Annotated in this window: 10 protein-coding genes; 9 read left to right on the top strand and 1 reads right to left on the bottom strand. The window is 60.2% G+C overall.

Annotated features, from left to right (window positions below; all coding sequences use genetic code 11):
• Positions 1–17: 17 nt before the first annotated feature.
• Positions 18–704, bottom strand: coding sequence for an OmpA family protein (locus tag AC07RZ_RS22230; RefSeq protein ID WP_494669603.1), 687 nt, complete (start codon positions 702–704; stop codon positions 18–20).
• Positions 705–1,006: 302 nt separating this feature from the next.
• Here AC07RZ_RS22230 and gyrA point away from each other — a divergent pair, with 302 nt between their 5' ends.
• From gyrA to rpsA, 9 genes are all read left to right on the top strand, one after another.
• Complete coding sequence (gene gyrA, locus AC07RZ_RS22225) at positions 1,007–3,682, top strand: DNA gyrase subunit A (protein WP_494669602.1); 2,676 nt, start codon at positions 1,007–1,009, stop codon at positions 3,680–3,682.
• A gap of 132 nt (positions 3,683–3,814) precedes the next feature.
• Positions 3,815–4,921 carry a 3-phosphoserine/phosphohydroxythreonine transaminase gene (serC, locus tag AC07RZ_RS22220; protein WP_494669601.1) on the top strand — a complete coding sequence of 369 codons (1,107 nt, stop codon included), beginning with the start codon at positions 3,815–3,817 and terminating at the stop codon, positions 4,919–4,921.
• Positions 4,922–4,987: 66 nt separating this feature from the next.
• Positions 4,988–6,061 carry a prephenate dehydratase gene (pheA, locus tag AC07RZ_RS22215; RefSeq protein ID WP_144742637.1) on the top strand — a complete coding sequence of 358 codons (1,074 nt, stop codon included), beginning with the start codon at positions 4,988–4,990 and terminating at the stop codon, positions 6,059–6,061.
• Between the two features lie 45 nt (positions 6,062–6,106).
• Complete coding sequence (hisC, locus tag AC07RZ_RS22210; RefSeq protein WP_494669600.1) at positions 6,107–7,213, top strand: histidinol-phosphate transaminase; 1,107 nt, start codon at positions 6,107–6,109, stop codon at positions 7,211–7,213.
• 48 nt (positions 7,214–7,261) lie between these two features.
• The gene (locus AC07RZ_RS22205; RefSeq protein ID WP_144742635.1) at positions 7,262–8,161 is read left to right on the top strand and encodes a prephenate dehydrogenase/arogenate dehydrogenase family protein; all 900 of its coding nucleotides are present in this window, start codon (positions 7,262–7,264) and stop codon (positions 8,159–8,161) included.
• Positions 8,161–9,501, top strand: a complete 1,341-nt coding sequence (aroA, locus tag AC07RZ_RS22200) for a 3-phosphoshikimate 1-carboxyvinyltransferase (protein ID WP_494669599.1) — start codon at positions 8,161–8,163, stop codon at positions 9,499–9,501. Before AC07RZ_RS22205 ends, aroA begins: the two co-directional genes overlap by 1 nt.
• 14 nt (positions 9,502–9,515) lie before the next feature.
• Positions 9,516–12,992, top strand: coding sequence for a DEAD/DEAH box helicase (locus tag AC07RZ_RS22195; protein WP_494669598.1), 3,477 nt, complete (start codon positions 9,516–9,518; stop codon positions 12,990–12,992).
• A gap of 52 nt (positions 12,993–13,044) precedes the next feature.
• Positions 13,045–13,716: a (d)CMP kinase gene (gene cmk, locus AC07RZ_RS22190; RefSeq protein WP_494669597.1), complete on the top strand. Its 672-nt coding sequence runs from the start codon at positions 13,045–13,047 to the stop codon at positions 13,714–13,716.
• Positions 13,717–13,913: 197 nt separating this feature from the next.
• Entirely contained in the window at positions 13,914–15,632 is a 1,719-nt protein-coding gene (gene rpsA / locus AC07RZ_RS22185; RefSeq protein WP_092400416.1) for a 30S ribosomal protein S1, read from the top strand.
• Positions 15,633–15,653 lie beyond the last annotated feature (21 nt).

Genomic DNA, 15,653 nt, shown 5'->3' with positions numbered 1-15,653 from the left:
GAACTATCTATTTTATTTTAATTTGATTGCATTTTTATTACGACTCTGCGGTTGGGGCTTAGGCAATCGACAAGTTTTTTGCGGCTCAGTTTGTTGCTGCATTGCAATATCGGATCCGATGCGCCGGCGCCGGCAATTTCTATTTTGCTGGTCACGCCTTTGCTCTTCAAATAGCTGGCTACGTTAGCGGCGCGTTGCACCGATAGCTTCCGGTTATATTTCTCTGAGCCGAGGCGGTCGGTATGGCCGGTAACCAATATCAGATCCGCGCTGCCGCAGTTTGTCAGTTCGGTAATGACTTGCTGGTCGATGCGCTGCTTGGCGGCATTGGTCAGCGTTGCCTTCCCGAAACCAAAGTTCTGGTCGCTCGCCAGCGTCACGCTGGCATTGCATCGTGTGGTCACGGCAGCAGGGGCGATTTCATTGCTGGCGATCATCGGATCGGCGACCAGGGCAGGCGCACTGGCCTTCATGACCGGCGCCGCCAGGGCGCCGTCGCAACCGATGACCGCGTCATTCTGGTCCCAGTAGCCGGAGCGCCAGCACAAGCCATCCTGGCTGCGCACGACCGGACCGCTTCCGTCCTGCAGATAAGCGCTGTTTTCAGGAGTAGCCCGGGCCGGGACGGTCTGGGCGAAGCCGGGATTGGCTGCGAAGCCGGAAGCCGAGCCTATTAATAGACTCAGCACGATGGTATGGCGCATAAATTGTTTCCTGAAAGAAATGGCGAGGCGGGACGATATTCAAAATCGCCTGATTGCAGGGCAAGGCGGCATTTAAACATATTTTTTCCGGCGGCCAGATTTTCTGCCCCCGCCGCCCAGGATCTTGCGCGCTCCCTGAAAAGCCTGAACCGGCCGCCCCGCGTGCTAAAATCATACGTCTTATTACCAGCGTTCCTGGCAACATGCGGCCTTGCGCCGCGATTGCCGTCCTGAATGCCGGTTTATATCGGATATAGATATCTGTGATCGATCAACCCAAGTAAAGACTCGCCGACTCGCTAATGGATCAATTCGCTAAAGAAACAATCCCAATTTCCCTCGAAGAAGAAATGCGCAAGAGCTATCTCGATTACGCGATGAGCGTGATCGTCGGCCGTGCGCTGCCGGATGTGCGTGACGGCCTCAAGCCGGTGCACCGCCGGGTCTTGTTCGCGATGCACGAAATGAACAATGTCTGGAATCGCCCGTTCGTGAAGTGCGCGCGCGTGGTCGGCGAGACCATGGGTAAGTACCACCCGCACGGCGACGCTTCGATCTACGACACGCTGGTGCGCATGGCGCAACCGTTTTCGCTGCGCTACATGCTGGTCGACGGCCAGGGCAATTTCGGTTCGATCGACGGCGACGGCGCGGCAGCGATGCGTTACACCGAGTGCCGCCTGGACAAGATCGCCGGCGAGCTGCTGGCCGACCTCGACAAGGAAACCGTCGATTTCGTGCCCAACTACGACGGCAAGGAAAAAGAACCGTCGGTGCTGCCGACGCGCATCCCGAACCTGCTGATCAACGGTTCGTCCGGCATCGCGGTCGGCATGGCGACCAACATCCCGCCGCACAACCTGACTGAAGTGATCGACGGCGCCTTGCATGTATTGCGCAATGCCGATTGCACCATCGACGAGCTGATCGAAATCATCCCGGCGCCGGACTTCCCGACCGCCGGCATCATCTACGGCGTGTCCGGCGTGCGCGATGGCTACCGCACCGGCCGCGGCCGCGTGGTGATGCGTGCCAAGACCCATTTCGAAGAATTCGGACGTGAAGGCCGCACCGCGATCATCATCGACGAACTGCCGTACCAGGTAAACAAGAAGGCTTTGCTGGAACGTATCGCTGAACTGGTGCGCGACAAGAAGCTGGAAGGCATTTCCGACCTGCGCGACGAGTCGGACAAGTCCGGCATGCGCGTGGTGATCGAACTCAAGCGCGGCGAAGTCGCTGAAGTCGTGCTGAACAACCTGTACAAGCAGACCCAGCTGCAGGATACCTTCGGCATGAACATGGTGGCGCTGGTCGACGGCCAGCCGAAACTGCTGAACCTGAAGCAGATGCTGGAATGCTTCTTGTCGCACCGCCGCGAAGTCGTCACGCGCCGCACCGTGTTCGAACTGCGCAAGGCGCGCGAACGCGGCCACGTGCTGGAAGGCCTGGCAGTGGCGCTGGCCAATATCGACGATTTCATCGCCCTGATCAAAGCCGCGCCGACGCCGCCGGTTGCAAAAACCGAGCTGATGGCGCGCGCCTGGGATTCGTCCATGGTGCGCGAAATGCTGGCCCGCACCGGCGACGAGAACATCGGCGGCATCGAATCCTTCCGTCCGGAAAACCTGCCTAAGCATTACGGCATCCAGACTGACGGCTTGTACAAGCTGTCGGATGACCAGGCGCAGGAAATCCTGCAGATGCGCCTGCAGCGCCTGACCGGCCTGGAGCAAGACAAGATCGTCAACGAGTACAAAGAGGTGATGGCGCAGATCGCCGACCTGCTGGACATCCTGGCCAAGCCGGAACGCGTCACCGTCATCATCACTGACGAAATGACCGCGGCCAAGAATGAATACGGCATCGGCAACAAGGATGAGCGCCGCTCGCAGATCGAACACAATCCTACCGATCTCGGCACCGAAGACCTGATCACGCCGCAAGACATGGTGGTAACCTTGTCGCATACCGGCTACATGAAGGCGCAGCCGGTGTCGGAATACCGTGCGCAAAAACGCGGCGGCCGCGGCAAGCAGGCCATGGCCACCAAGGACGACGACTGGATCGACCAGCTGTTCGTCGGCAATACCCACGATTACATTTTGTGCTTCAGCAACCGCGGCCGTTTGTACTGGCTGAAGATCTGGGAAGTGCCGCAAGGCTCGCGCAACTCGCGCGGCAAGCCTATCGTCAACATGTTCCCGCTGCAGGATGGCGAGAAGATCACCGTGGTGTTGCCGTTGTCCGGCGCCAACCGCAGTTTCCCGGAAGACCGTTATGTCTTCATGTCGACCAGCCTGGGCACCGTCAAGAAAACTCCGTTGTCGGATTTCAGCAATCCACGCAAGGCCGGGATCATCGCGGTCGACCTCGATGAGGGCGATTTCCTGATCGGCGCCGCGCTGACCGACGGCCAGCATGACGTCATGCTGTTCTCCGATTCCGGCAAGGCAGTGCGTTTCGACGAAAACGACGTGCGTCCGATGGGCCGTACCGCGCGCGGCGTGCGCGGCATGAACCTGGAAGACGGCCAGCAGGTGATCGCCTTGCTGGTCGCTGAAAACGAACAGCAATCGGTGTTGACGGCCACTGAAAATGGCTTCGGCAAACGTACCCCGATCACCGAGTACACCCGCCATGGCCGCGGCACCAAGGGCATGATCGCGATCCAGACCAGCGAGCGCAACGGCAAGGTAGTCGCCGCCACGCTGGTTGAGCCTAGCGATGAAATCATCCTGATCACCACCGGCGGCATCCTGATCCGTACCCGGGTTGCCGAGATCCGTGAAATGGGCCGTGCGACCCAGGGCGTGACGTTGATCGCGGTGGAAGACGGCAACAAGCTGAGCGGTTTGCAGCGGGTGGTCGAGTCTGACGCCGAGGTGGAAACAGAAGCCGACGCCGATGCCGGCGGCAACGCCGAAGAAGGCGGCGGCCCGACCGATCGCGGCCCGACCGATCCGGCTGCGGAGTAAAGACGGCATCGCGCCCCGGCCCGCAGCCGGGGCGCGCATGGTTCGGGTTTGGATATTTGTAGCAGTAGCAGCACAGTAACGCCATCTGTTGGTTCGTAGTCAATCTCGGTTTTTTATCTGACGCTATTCATCATGCCTATCTATAATTTTTCTGCTGGCCCCGCTGTGTTACCGAAAGAGGTGCTGCAGCAAGCTGCCGCCGAAATGCTGGACTGGCAGGGCAGCGGCATGTCCGTGATGGAAATGAGCCATCGTGGCAAAGAATTCATGTCTATCCTGGCGGCGGCGCAGCACGATTTCCGTGAGCTGCTTGCCGTGCCGGACAATTACAAGCTGCTGTTCATGCAGGGCGGAGCGATTGCCGAGAACGCGATCGTGCCGCTCAACCTGCTGGGCCGCGACGGCCGTGCCCAGCCGGCCACCAGCGATTACATCAATACCGGTTCCTGGTCGACCAAGTCGCTGAAGGAAGCGCGGCGCTATGGCAACGTCAACGTCGCAGCCTCTTCCGAAGATAGCCATTTCGCGCAGATACCTGAGCGCGACAGCTGGCAGCTGTCCAAAGATCCGGCATACGTCCATCTCTGCACCAATGAAACCATCGACGGCGTCGAATACCAGTTCACGCCCGATATCGCCGCTGAAACCGACGGCGCGCCGCTGGTGGCCGACATGTCTTCGCACATCTTGTCGCGCGTGGTGGATGTGTCCAAATACGGCGTGATCTACGGCGGCGCGCAAAAGAATATCGGGCCGGCCGGGCTGACCCTGGTAGTGGTGCGCGAAGATTTGCTCGGCCATGCCTTGCCGGCTTGTCCTTCTGCGTTCAACTGGAAAATCGTGGCCGACAACGATTCCATGTACAACACGCCGCCGACCTATGCGATTTATATCGCCGGGCTGGTGTTCCAGTGGATCAAGAAGCAGGGCGGCGTGGCTGCGATGGAACAGCGCAATATCGCCAAGGCAGCGCTGTTGTATGACTACCTGGACTCGACCGGTTTCTATCGGACTAAGATCGCCAGCAACTGCCGCTCGCGCATGAACGTGCCCTTTTTCCTTGCAGATGAAACACTGAACGACGCTTTCCTGGCCGGCGCCAAAGAGACTGGCTTGCTGCAGTTGAAGGGGCATAAGTCGGTTGGCGGCATGCGTGCGTCGATCTACAACGCGATGCCGCTGGCTGGCGTGCAAGCCCTGGTGGCTTACATGAAAGAATTCGAAAAGCAGCACGGCTAGCCCGTTGCCGACCACAGCTTGTTTTGATGACCTGCTTAGCCAAGCAACAGAACCAAAGATAGAAATATGAGCGAAGACAAACTCCTCCCGCTGCGTCAGCAGATCGATGCGATCGATGCCGAAATCCTGGCCTTGCTGAATCGCCGTGCCCAGATTGCGCAAGAGGTCGGCCACGTCAAGGCCGAGACCAATGCGCCGGTGTTCCGCCCTGAGCGCGAGGCGCAAGTCTTGCAAAAAGTCGCCGAGCGCAATCCCGGCCCGCTGCAAGGCAGCGATGTGCAAACCATTTTCCGCGAAGTGATGTCGGCATGCCGCGCTTTGGAAAAGCGCGTCACGGTTGCCTACCTGGGGCCGGCCGGCACGTTTAGCGAGCAGGCGGTGTACCAGCAGTTCGGCCACGCGGTGGAAGGCCTTGCCTGCGTGTCGATCGACGAAGTGTTCCGCGCGGCCGAAGCCGGCACGGCGGATTTCGGCGTGGTGCCTATCGAGAATTCATCCGAAGGCGTGATCAACCGCACCCTTGATTTGCTGCTGCAGACCACGCTCAGCATCAGTGGCGAAGTGTCGATCCCGGTCCATCACAGCCTGATGAGCAAAGCCGGCACGATGGATGGCGTGGCCCGCATTTGCGCGCATTCACAGGCGCTGGCGCAATGCAATGCCTGGCTCAACCAGCACTATCCGAATATCGAACGGCAGGCGGTCGCGTCCAACGCCGAGGCGGCGCGCATGGCCAGTGAAAACGCCACGGTGGCGGGAATTGCCGGCGAAATCGCTGCGCAAAAATACGATCTGCAGATCGTCAGCGCCCACATCCAGGACGATCCGCACAACCGCACCCGCTTCGCTGTGGTCGGCCGCCTGAAAAACGGCGCCAGCGGCAAGGACCAGACGTCGCTGGTGCTGTCGGTGGCGAACAAGGCCGGCGCCGTTTACAAGTTGCTGGCGCCGCTCGCCAAGCACGGCGTTTCGATGACGCGCTTCGAGTCGCGGCCGGCGCGCATGGGCGCATGGGAATATTATTTCTATGTCGACGTCGAGGGACATGCGGAAGACGACAAGGTAGCCAAGGCGCTGGCGGAGTTGCAGCAAAACGCCGCGTTCTACAAGCTGCTGGGATCGTATCCGCGCAGCTTCTGAGCAAATAGCCGATAAGCAATCAACAACACGTTTCGAAAGCAGACAATGTCAATTAAATTTGGTCCAGAATATGTACGCGCTATCGCCCCGTACCAGGGCGGCAAGCCGATTGCCGAAGTCGCGCGCGAGTTTGGCCTGGACGAAGCCAAGATCATCAAGCTGGCCTCCAATGAAAATCCGCTGGGCATGCCGGAATCGGCCAAGGTCGCGATGCAAAAGGCAGTCGCCGATATCGGCCGCTACCCGGACGCCAACGGCTTCGACCTGAAAGCCGCGATCACCGCCAAATACGACGTGCCGGCTGAGTGGATTACGCTGGGCAACGGCAGCAACGATATCCTTGAACTGGCTACCCATGCTTTCGTGCAGGCGGGCCAAGCCGCGATGTATGCGGAATATTCTTTTGTGGTGTACGCCCTGGCGACCCAGGCCGTGGGCGCGCGCGCCATCGTAGTCAAGGCCAAGGATTACGGCCATGACCTCGACGCCATGGCTGCCGCCATTACCGACGATACCAAGCTGATCTTCATCGCCAATCCGAACAACCCGACCGGCAGCTTCATCCCGGCCGCCGAACTCGACGCTTTCCTGGCGCACGTGCCGCCGCAAATCGTGGTGGTGCTGGATGAAGCCTACAACGAGTACCTGCCGCCGGAGCTGCAATACGAGTCGATCTCCTGGGTGCGCAAATATCCGAACCTGCTGGTCTCGCGCACGATGTCGAAAGCCTATGGACTGGCTGGCTTGCGCATCGGCTTCGGTATCGCCCAACCGGCGATAACCGACCTGCTGAACCGGATCCGCCAGCCGTTCAACGTCAACTCGCTGGCGCAAGCCGCCGCGGTGGCGGCCTTGAACGACACCGCTTTCCTGCAGCGCAGCGCGCAGCTGAATCGTGACGGCTATCGCCAGCTGACGCAGGCCTTCGACGAACTGGGTTTGGAATACGTGCCTTCGTTCGGCAACTTCGTCATGGTCAAGGTAGGTGAAGACGAAGGCGCCGGCGCCCGCGTCAACCTGGCCCTGCTGAAGCAGGGCATCATTGTGCGTCCGGTCGCCAACTATGGCTTGCCGCAGTGGTTGCGCGTCACGATCGGTTTGCCGGATGAAAACGCGGCGTTCATTGATGCGCTGAAAAAACTGCTGAGCTGACATCGACGTTAACTTTAGCTTCGACTAATTTTTATTAAAGCATCATTCGTGTTCAAGAAAATCGCAATATTTGGTGTGGGGCTGATCGGCGGTTCATTTGCCCTGGCTTTGAAAAAAGCCGGCGCGGCGGAACAGGTGGTCGGGGCAGGCCGTCAGCTCGCGACCTTGCAGCGCGCGCGCGAATTGGGAATCATCGATGCCATTGCCGCTTCTGCCGCCGACGCCGTTGCCGGCGCCGACCTGGTCCTGATCGCGGCGCCGGTAGCGCAGACTGGCGCTATCCTCGCCAGCATCGAGCCGCATCTGCAGCCAGGCACTGTCGTTACCGACGCCGGCAGCACCAAGTCCGATGTGGTGCTGGCTGCGCGGGCGGCGCTGGGCGGCAAGATTGCCCAGTTCGTGCCAGGGCATCCGATTGCCGGGCGCGAGCAGAACGGTCCTGAGGCGGCGCTGGCCGAGCTGTATGCCGGCAAAAAAGTAGTGCTGGCGCCGCTGCCGGAAAATGCCGAACAGGATGTGGCCAAGGTCGCCGCCGCATGGCAGCAGTGCGGCGCCTTGATTCACCGCTTGTCGCCGCAACAGCACGACGCCATTTTTGCCGCGGTCAGCCATCTGCCGCATATGCTGGCGTATGCGCTGGTGGACGATATCGCCAACAAGCCGCATGCGGCATCGCTGTTTCAATACGCGGCCAGCGGTTTTCGCGACTTCACCCGGATCGCCGGCTCGTCGCCGGAAATGTGGCGCGATATTTCACTGGCAAACCAGGAGGCCTTGCTCGGCGAACTGGATGCTTACCTGCTGCAATTGACCCGCTTGCGCGGCTTGCTGGCGGCCGGCGACGGCCAGGCGCTGGAAGCCGTCTACAGCAATGCGCAACAGGCAAGGCACAACTGGATCAGCGCCATAGAGGCGGCGGAACAACAGAATAAAGAAGGCGGCGACTAATGACTACGCAACGCAAGCAGCACTATCCGAAATACATCGATCTGCATCCGGTAGCGCGGGTGCAGGGCACGGTCCGGTTGCCGGGCTCCAAAAGCATTTCCAACCGCACTTTGCTGCTGGCGGCGCTGGCCAACGGTACTACCAGGATCCTTGATTTGCTGGCATCCGACGATACGCTGGTCATGCTGATGGCGCTCAAGCAATTAGGCGTGGCGTGGGAACAGGCAGAAGGCACGCAGGCTTATACCGTGCATGGCAGCGGCGGCAGTTTTCCCGTGCACCAGGCTGACCTGTTCATGGGCAATGCCGGTACCGCGATCCGTCCGCTGACCGCGGCCCTGGCCGCGATGGGCGGCGACTATACCTTGCACGGCGTGGCGCGCATGCATGAGCGGCCTATCGGCGACCTGGTCGACGCCTTGAACGCCGTCGGCACCCGCATCGCCTACACCGGCGTTGCCGGTTATCCGCCGTTGCATATCCAGCGCGGCCAGCTGCACACCCAGCGCATGCAGGTGCGCGGCAACGTTTCCAGCCAGTTCCTGACAGCGCTGCTGATGGCGGCGCCGCTGATGGCGAAACATGAGGCGGTGACGATCGAGGTGGTCGGCGAACTGATCTCCAAGCCTTATATTGAAATTACCCTGAACCTGATGCAGCGTTTCGGCGTCAGCGTGGAGCGCGACGGCTGGCAGTCGTTTACCGTCGCGGCCGGGCAGCAATACCAGAGCCCGAAGACCATCCACGTCGAAGGCGATGCCTCTTCCGCGTCTTATTTCCTGGCGGCCGGAGCGATAACCGGCGGGCCGCTGCGGGTCGAAGGCGTCGGCAGCAACAGTATCCAGGGCGACGTCCGGTTTGTCGAAGCTTTGCGGCAGATGGGAGCCGTCATCACGATGGGCGACAACTGGATTGAAGCGTCTTCGAACGGCGTATTAAAAGCCATCGACGCCGATTTCAACCATATCCCGGACGCCGCGATGACCATTGCTGTCGCCGCCTTGTACGCCGACGGCCCCAGCACTTTGCGCAATATCGCCAGCTGGCGCGTCAAGGAAACCGACCGCCTCAGCGCCATGGCCACCGAGTTGCGCAAGCTGGGAGCAACGATCGAAGAGGGCAGCGATTACCTGCGCGTGACGCCGCCGGCGCAATTGCAGGCGGCAACCATCGATACCTATGACGACCATCGCATGGCGATGTGTTTTTCGCTGGCTTCGCTGGATGGCGCCGCGCTGCGCGGCACCACGGTGCGCATCAATGATCCGCAATGCGTTGCCAAGACCTTTCCTGATTATTTCACCGTGTTCGGGCAGATCGCCGAGCAGACTTTATTGTAGGTGGCGGGCCGCGCATGAATCTGACACTTGCCGATGTGCGCGACGTGTTGCACCAGGCAACCTATGATCGCGGCCAGGAATACGTCCGCCAGCGCCGCGTGCTTGCGGTGGAGCAGGATGGCGACGTCCTCAACGCGACGGTCCAGGGCAGCGGCAGCAACGTCTACCAGCAAGAAATCACGCTGTCCGTATTTCGCGATACGCCCGATATCGATAGCGTATGTTCTTGCCCGGTCGGCTCCAATTGCAAGCATGTGGCAGCGGCCTTGATTGAATACCTGCAGCGGCCGTCCACCGACCAGCTGGCAATCCCTGCTGCCAGGCCCGCGCCGCCGCAACCTGCGGCGGTAAGGCCGGCCGCCGCGCCCAAAACCCCACAGGTGCAAGCACTGGCGCGGCCTATGGAAGCCTGGCTGACGCGGGTAGAAGGCGAAGTCTCCGCGGCCGGGTCGGCGCCGGCGCAGCCCTCGGGTTTGCGCCAGAAAGCAGCTACCCACCAGGTATTGTTCGTATTGTCTGCCGCTTATAACGGCAAGAAAGCCGTGCTGCATTTATGCAAGGCGCAGCAGCGTCCGAACGGCCAGTTTGTCTCTGCCCAGCCGGCGACCGACGTGCCGCGCCTGTTGTCCGATCCCGCAGTGTTCTTGCGTCCGGAAGATCGTGACCTGATTGGTTTGTTCGTCGCCCAGAACGACGGCAACCATGCGCAGCATGCGGCTTGCGAATTGAGCGGCAAGCTCGGCGCGCAACTGCTGCGCGCCCTGTTGCAGCAACAGCGCCTGTTATGGGCCAATTCGCTGGCTGACCTGGCCAAGGGCACCGCCTATCCGTTGCAGCTTGCCGCCACCCGCCAGGCCAGCCTGGCCTGGCATGAAACGGTGGAGGATAGCCGCGACGTGGTGCGCGACATGTGGCAGCTGGGCTGGCAATTCGAAGCGGAGCCAGAAGCCGAAGGGAAGTCCATCCAGGCGCGCAAGCATGTCGATTACCTGTTGCCGACCGAGCCGCCCTGGTATATCGACAACCTGTCATGCGGGGAACTGGTGCTGCCGCAGCGCGACGCCAGGATTTCCAGCAAGGCGCTCAACGACCTGGTGATACAGGCGCCGCTATTGGATCCCGACGATCGCCTGGCGGTTGCCCAGCAATTGCTGACGCAAGGCTTGAACGATGTGATCCCGTTCCCGCCGCAGGTGCCGCAGACGATCCGCAAGGACATCAGGCCGCAGCCGCTGCTGGTGCTTGGGAGTTTGCCCAGCGTCAGCAATCCGCTGATGCAGGATTTCGCCGAACTGCATTTCCGTTATGACGGTGAAATCGTATCCACGCAATTTGCCGCGACGCTGAGCCGCAACACGCCGGCCGGCATCGAACAGATCGTGCGCGACCAGGACGCCGAAACGGTTTTCAGGCAGGCGCTGATCGCGCTCGGCATGCTGCCGCTCGAGGGCACGCAGCACCCGCTGGCGATGATGCCCGGCATGTTCATGCAGCCGGACCAGTCGTCCTGGCTGCGTTTTGCGAAAGAAGGTTTGCCGAGCCTGGCGAGCCAGGGCTGGCAGATCGACAAGCGGGCGGAATACCGTTTTGACGTGGCCGCGGTGGAAGACTGGTATGCCGAGATCGACGAGGCGGCAGACCAGCCTGCCAATGCGGCGTTTGACCTTGAGCTGGGCATCGTCGTCAATCACCGGCGCGTGCCTTTGCTGCCCTTGCTGGTCGACCTGATCCGCCACGCCCCCCAGGATTTCGATCCGCGCAACATGGCGCTGCGCGACGACCAGGACGAGCTGCTGGTGCGTTTGTCCGACGGCATCCATGTCGCCATGCCATGGGGCCGCATCAAGCCTATCCTGAATACCCTGGGCGAACTGTATTTCGCCGAAAAATCGGATAGCCAGGTGCGGTTATCGGCGCTCGACGCCGCCCGCCTGGCGGAGCTGGACGCTGGCGCCAAGCTGCGCTGGGTGGGCGGCGACCGTCTGCGCAGCATGGGGCAAAAACTGCACACCTTTGGCGGCGTCAAGAAGATTGCGGCGCCAGCCGGCCTGCAGGCGACACTGCGCGATTACCAGCTGGAAGGCCTGGCGTGGATGCAGTTCCTGCGCGAATACGACCTGGCCGGCATCCTCGCCGATGACATGGGCCTGGGCAAGACGGTGCAGACCTTGGCGCATATCCTGGTCGAGAAGCAAAGCGGACGCCTGACTGCGCCGGCGCTGGTGGTCGCGCCTACCAGCCTGATGGATAACTGGCAGCAGGAAGCGCTGCGTTTTGCGCCTGAACTGCGGGTGCTGGTGCTGCAAGGAAAACAGCGGCTGGAGCAGTTCGATCAGATCGGCCAGTTCGACCTGGTCCTGACCACCTATGCCTTGCTGCCGCGCGACGAAGAGCATTGGCGCCGGCATGAGTTCCATTTGCTGATCCTGGACGAAGCGCATTACATCAAGAATCCCCGTTCCAAGGTAGCGCAAAGCGCGGCGTTGCTGAATGCCCGCCATCGCCTCTGCCTGACCGGCACGCCAGTGGAAAACCACCTGGGCGAACTGTGGGCGCAATTCCATTTCCTGCTGCCGGGTTTGCTGGGCGACGAAAAAGCTTTCAACCGCGATTTCCGGCAGCCGATCGAGAAACATGGCGACGCCGCCCGGCGCGCGTTGCTGGGCCGCCGCATCAAGCCTTTCCTGCTGCGCAGGACCAAGGACAAGGTAGCCAAGGAGTTGCCGCCGAAAACCGAGATGCTGCGCTCGGTGACGCTGAGCGGTGCGCAACGCGACCTGTACGAAAACGTACGCCTGGTGATGGACAAGAAGGTACGCGAAGAAGTCGCCAAGAAGGGTGTCGCGCGCAGCCATATCGTGATCCTCGAAGCCTTGCTGAAACTGCGCCAGGCTTGCTGCGATCCGCGCCTGCTCAAGACCGGCGTGCCGGAAGCGGAGGCGGAAGACGGGAAAGAAGTAGCCGAGGTGCCGTCGGCCAAGCTGCAGGAACTGCTGGAAATGGTGGACGAACTGCGCCAGGAAGACCGGCGTATCCTGGTGTTTTCGCAATTTACCAGCATGCTGGCGCTGATCGCCGCCGAGCTGCGCCAGCGCGGTATCGGCTACGCCATGCTGACCGGCGCCACGCTGGACCGGGCAGAGGCGGTGCGCAGCTTCCAGGACGGCGAAGTGCCGGTGTTCCTGATCAGCCTCAAGGCCGGCGGCGTCGGCCTCAACCTGACCGCGGCGGATACCGTGATCCACTACGATCCTTGGTGGAATCCGGCGGCGGAAAGCCAGGCGACCGACCGCGCCTGGCGCATCGGCCAGGACAAGCCAGTGTTTGTGTACAAGCTGATCGCCAAGGGTACGGTAGAGGAAAGCATCCAGCTGCTGCAGCAGAAGAAAGCCGACCTGGCGCAAGCCATGCTGTCGCCCGAAGGCGAAACCCAGAATATCGGATTGACGCAAGACGACTTGCAGGCAATCTTTGCACCCTTGGCCGAGTGACGGACAAGTTCTGCGCGGGCAATAATTTCATTCATAACCATCGAGTACTCCTATGCCCAATTCCCACATCCCTGTCATCACGATCGATGGTCCGACGGCATCCGGCAAAGGCACTGTCGCGCAGAAGGTTGCGCAGCACCTGGGGTTTCATTATCTCGATTCGGGCGCCTTGTATCGCCTGACGGCCCTGTCCGTGATGCGGCGCGATATCCCGCTCGACGATGAACACGCCCTGGCCAAGGCTGCCGAGCATCTGCATTGCCATTTCAACGGCGCCCACATTTTCCTGGCGAACGAGGATGTATCGAACGATATCCGGGCCGAGGCAGTGGGCAACCTGGCCTCTAAAATTGCTGCAATACCAACGGTCAGGCAAGCCTTGTTTGGCCTGCAGTTGAGCTTCCGGCAACATCCAGGGCTGGTCGCCGACGGCCGCGACATGGGCACGGTGATTTTCCCGCACGCCGGCTTGAAAGTGTTTTTGACCGCCAGTGTCGAGGCCAGGGCCCAGCGGCGCTATAAGCAATTGATTGACAAGGGTTTTTCTGCTAATATGGAAGACCTCTCAAAGGATTTGACGGAGCGTGACGCGCGCGATAGCAACCGCAGCTCGGCACCGTTAAAGGCCGCGGAAGGGGCGTATCTGCTGGATACTTCTGCAATGACTGTCGATCAGGCGGTCGCGCAAGTGCTCGGGTGGTATGCCGCTTCCCGGTTTGTTTAAATACGCTGTCTGAATCAGTTATGCGAGAGGTGTTGAGTCTCAAGCATGAATAAAAACATGCAAATACGTTGTTTTTTTGCTGCACCTTGGTGTTCGGCCTGACGCAAAGTCTGGCCGGACGTTGAAAAACCTAACCCTTTATTGACCGCATCCTAGTAAGCACCTTGCGCGGCAATACTGGCCAACTAGTCAAAACTATGTCCATCACTGTTCTGTCCCCTGCATCTGCCGGCGCTGACGCTTTCGCCGCGCTGTTTGAAGAATCGCTGTCACGTCAAGACATGCGTTCTGGTGAAGTGATTTCTGCTGAAGTCGTGCGCCTTGACCATAACTTCGTTATCGTCAACGCAGGCCTCAAGTCGGAAGCCTTCATTCCAATCGAAGAATTTAAAAATGACAACGGCGAACTCGAAGTAGCTGTCGGCGATTTCATCTCCGTCGCTATCGAATCGCTGGAAAACGGTTTCGGCGACACCATCCTGTCGCGCGACAAGGCCAAGCGTCTGGCATCGTGGCTCTCGCTGGAAAAAGCGATGGAGTCCGGCGAGATCGTTACCGGTACTGTCAATGGCAAGGTCAAGGGCGGCCTGACTGTCCTGACCAACGGCATCCGTGCCTTCCTGCCGGGTTCGCTGGTCGACACCCGTCCGGTCAAGGACACCACGCCGTTCGAAGGCAAGACCATGGAATTCAAGGTCATCAAGCTCGATCGCAAGCGTAACAACGTCGTGTTGTCGCGTCGTGCGGTTATCGAAGCTTCGATGGGCGAAGAGCGCCAAAAGCTGATGGAAACCCTGAAAGAAGGCACCATCGTTACCGGCGTGGTCAAGAACATCACCGACTACGGCGCATTCGTGGACCTGGGCGGCATCGACGGCCTGCTGCACATCACCGATCTGGCATGGCGTCGTGTGCGTCATCCTTCGGAAGTGCTGACAGTCGGTCAAGAGATCACTGCCAAGGTTCTGAAGTACGATCAAGAAAAGAATCGCGTTTCCCTGGGCGTCAAGCAACTGGGCGACGATCCTTGGACCGGTCTGTCGCGTCGTTACCCGCAAAGCACCCGTCTGTTCGGTAAAGTCACCAACCTCACCGACTACGGCGCATTCGTCGAAGTCGAACAAGGTATCGAAGGCCTGGTCCACGTTTCCGAAATGGATTGGACCAACAAGAACGTGGCGCCAAACAAGGTTGTCCAACTGGGCGACGAAGTTGAAGTCATGGTCCTGGAAATCGACGAAGACCGCCGCCGTATCAGCCTGGGCATGAAGCAATGCAAGGCTAATCCTTGGGACGACTTCGCTGTTACCCACAAGAAGGGTGACAAGGTCAAGGGCGCGATCAAGTCGATCACTGATTTCGGCGTGTTCATCGGCCTGGCCGGCAACATCGACGGCCTGGTGCACCTGTCGGACCTGTCCTGGACTGAAACCGGCGAAGAAGCCGTGCGTCGCTTCAAGAAGGGTGACGAGCTGGAAGCCATCGTTCTGGCAATCGACGTTGAGCGTGAGCGCGTTTCCCTGGGCGTCAAGCAGCTGGAAGGCGATCCATTCAACAACTTCGCTGCAATGAACGACAAGGGCGCACTGGTTTCCGGTACGGTCAAGTCGGTCGAGCCTAAGGGCGCAGTGATCCAGTTGTCGGAAGAAGTCGAAGGCTACCTGCGTGCATCCGAAATCTCCCGCGACCGCGTGGAAGATGCCGGTACCCACCTGAAGGTTGGCGACACCGTCGAAACCATGGTCATCAACATCGACCGCAAGGCTCGCAGCATCCAGCTGTCGATCAAGGCGAAAGACAATGTTGAAACCCAGGAAGCAATGCAAAAGCTGTCTTCGGCTTCGGACTCCAATGCAGCTTCCGGCACGACCAGCCTGGGCGCGTTGCTGAAGGCAAAACTCGACAACAAGAACTAAGCAGAGTAATCGAGTAAAGCT

Source organism: Collimonas sp. GW821-FHT07E08, assembly GCF_059418905.1.
This window is presented reverse-complemented; position numbering and strand designations above follow the sequence as displayed.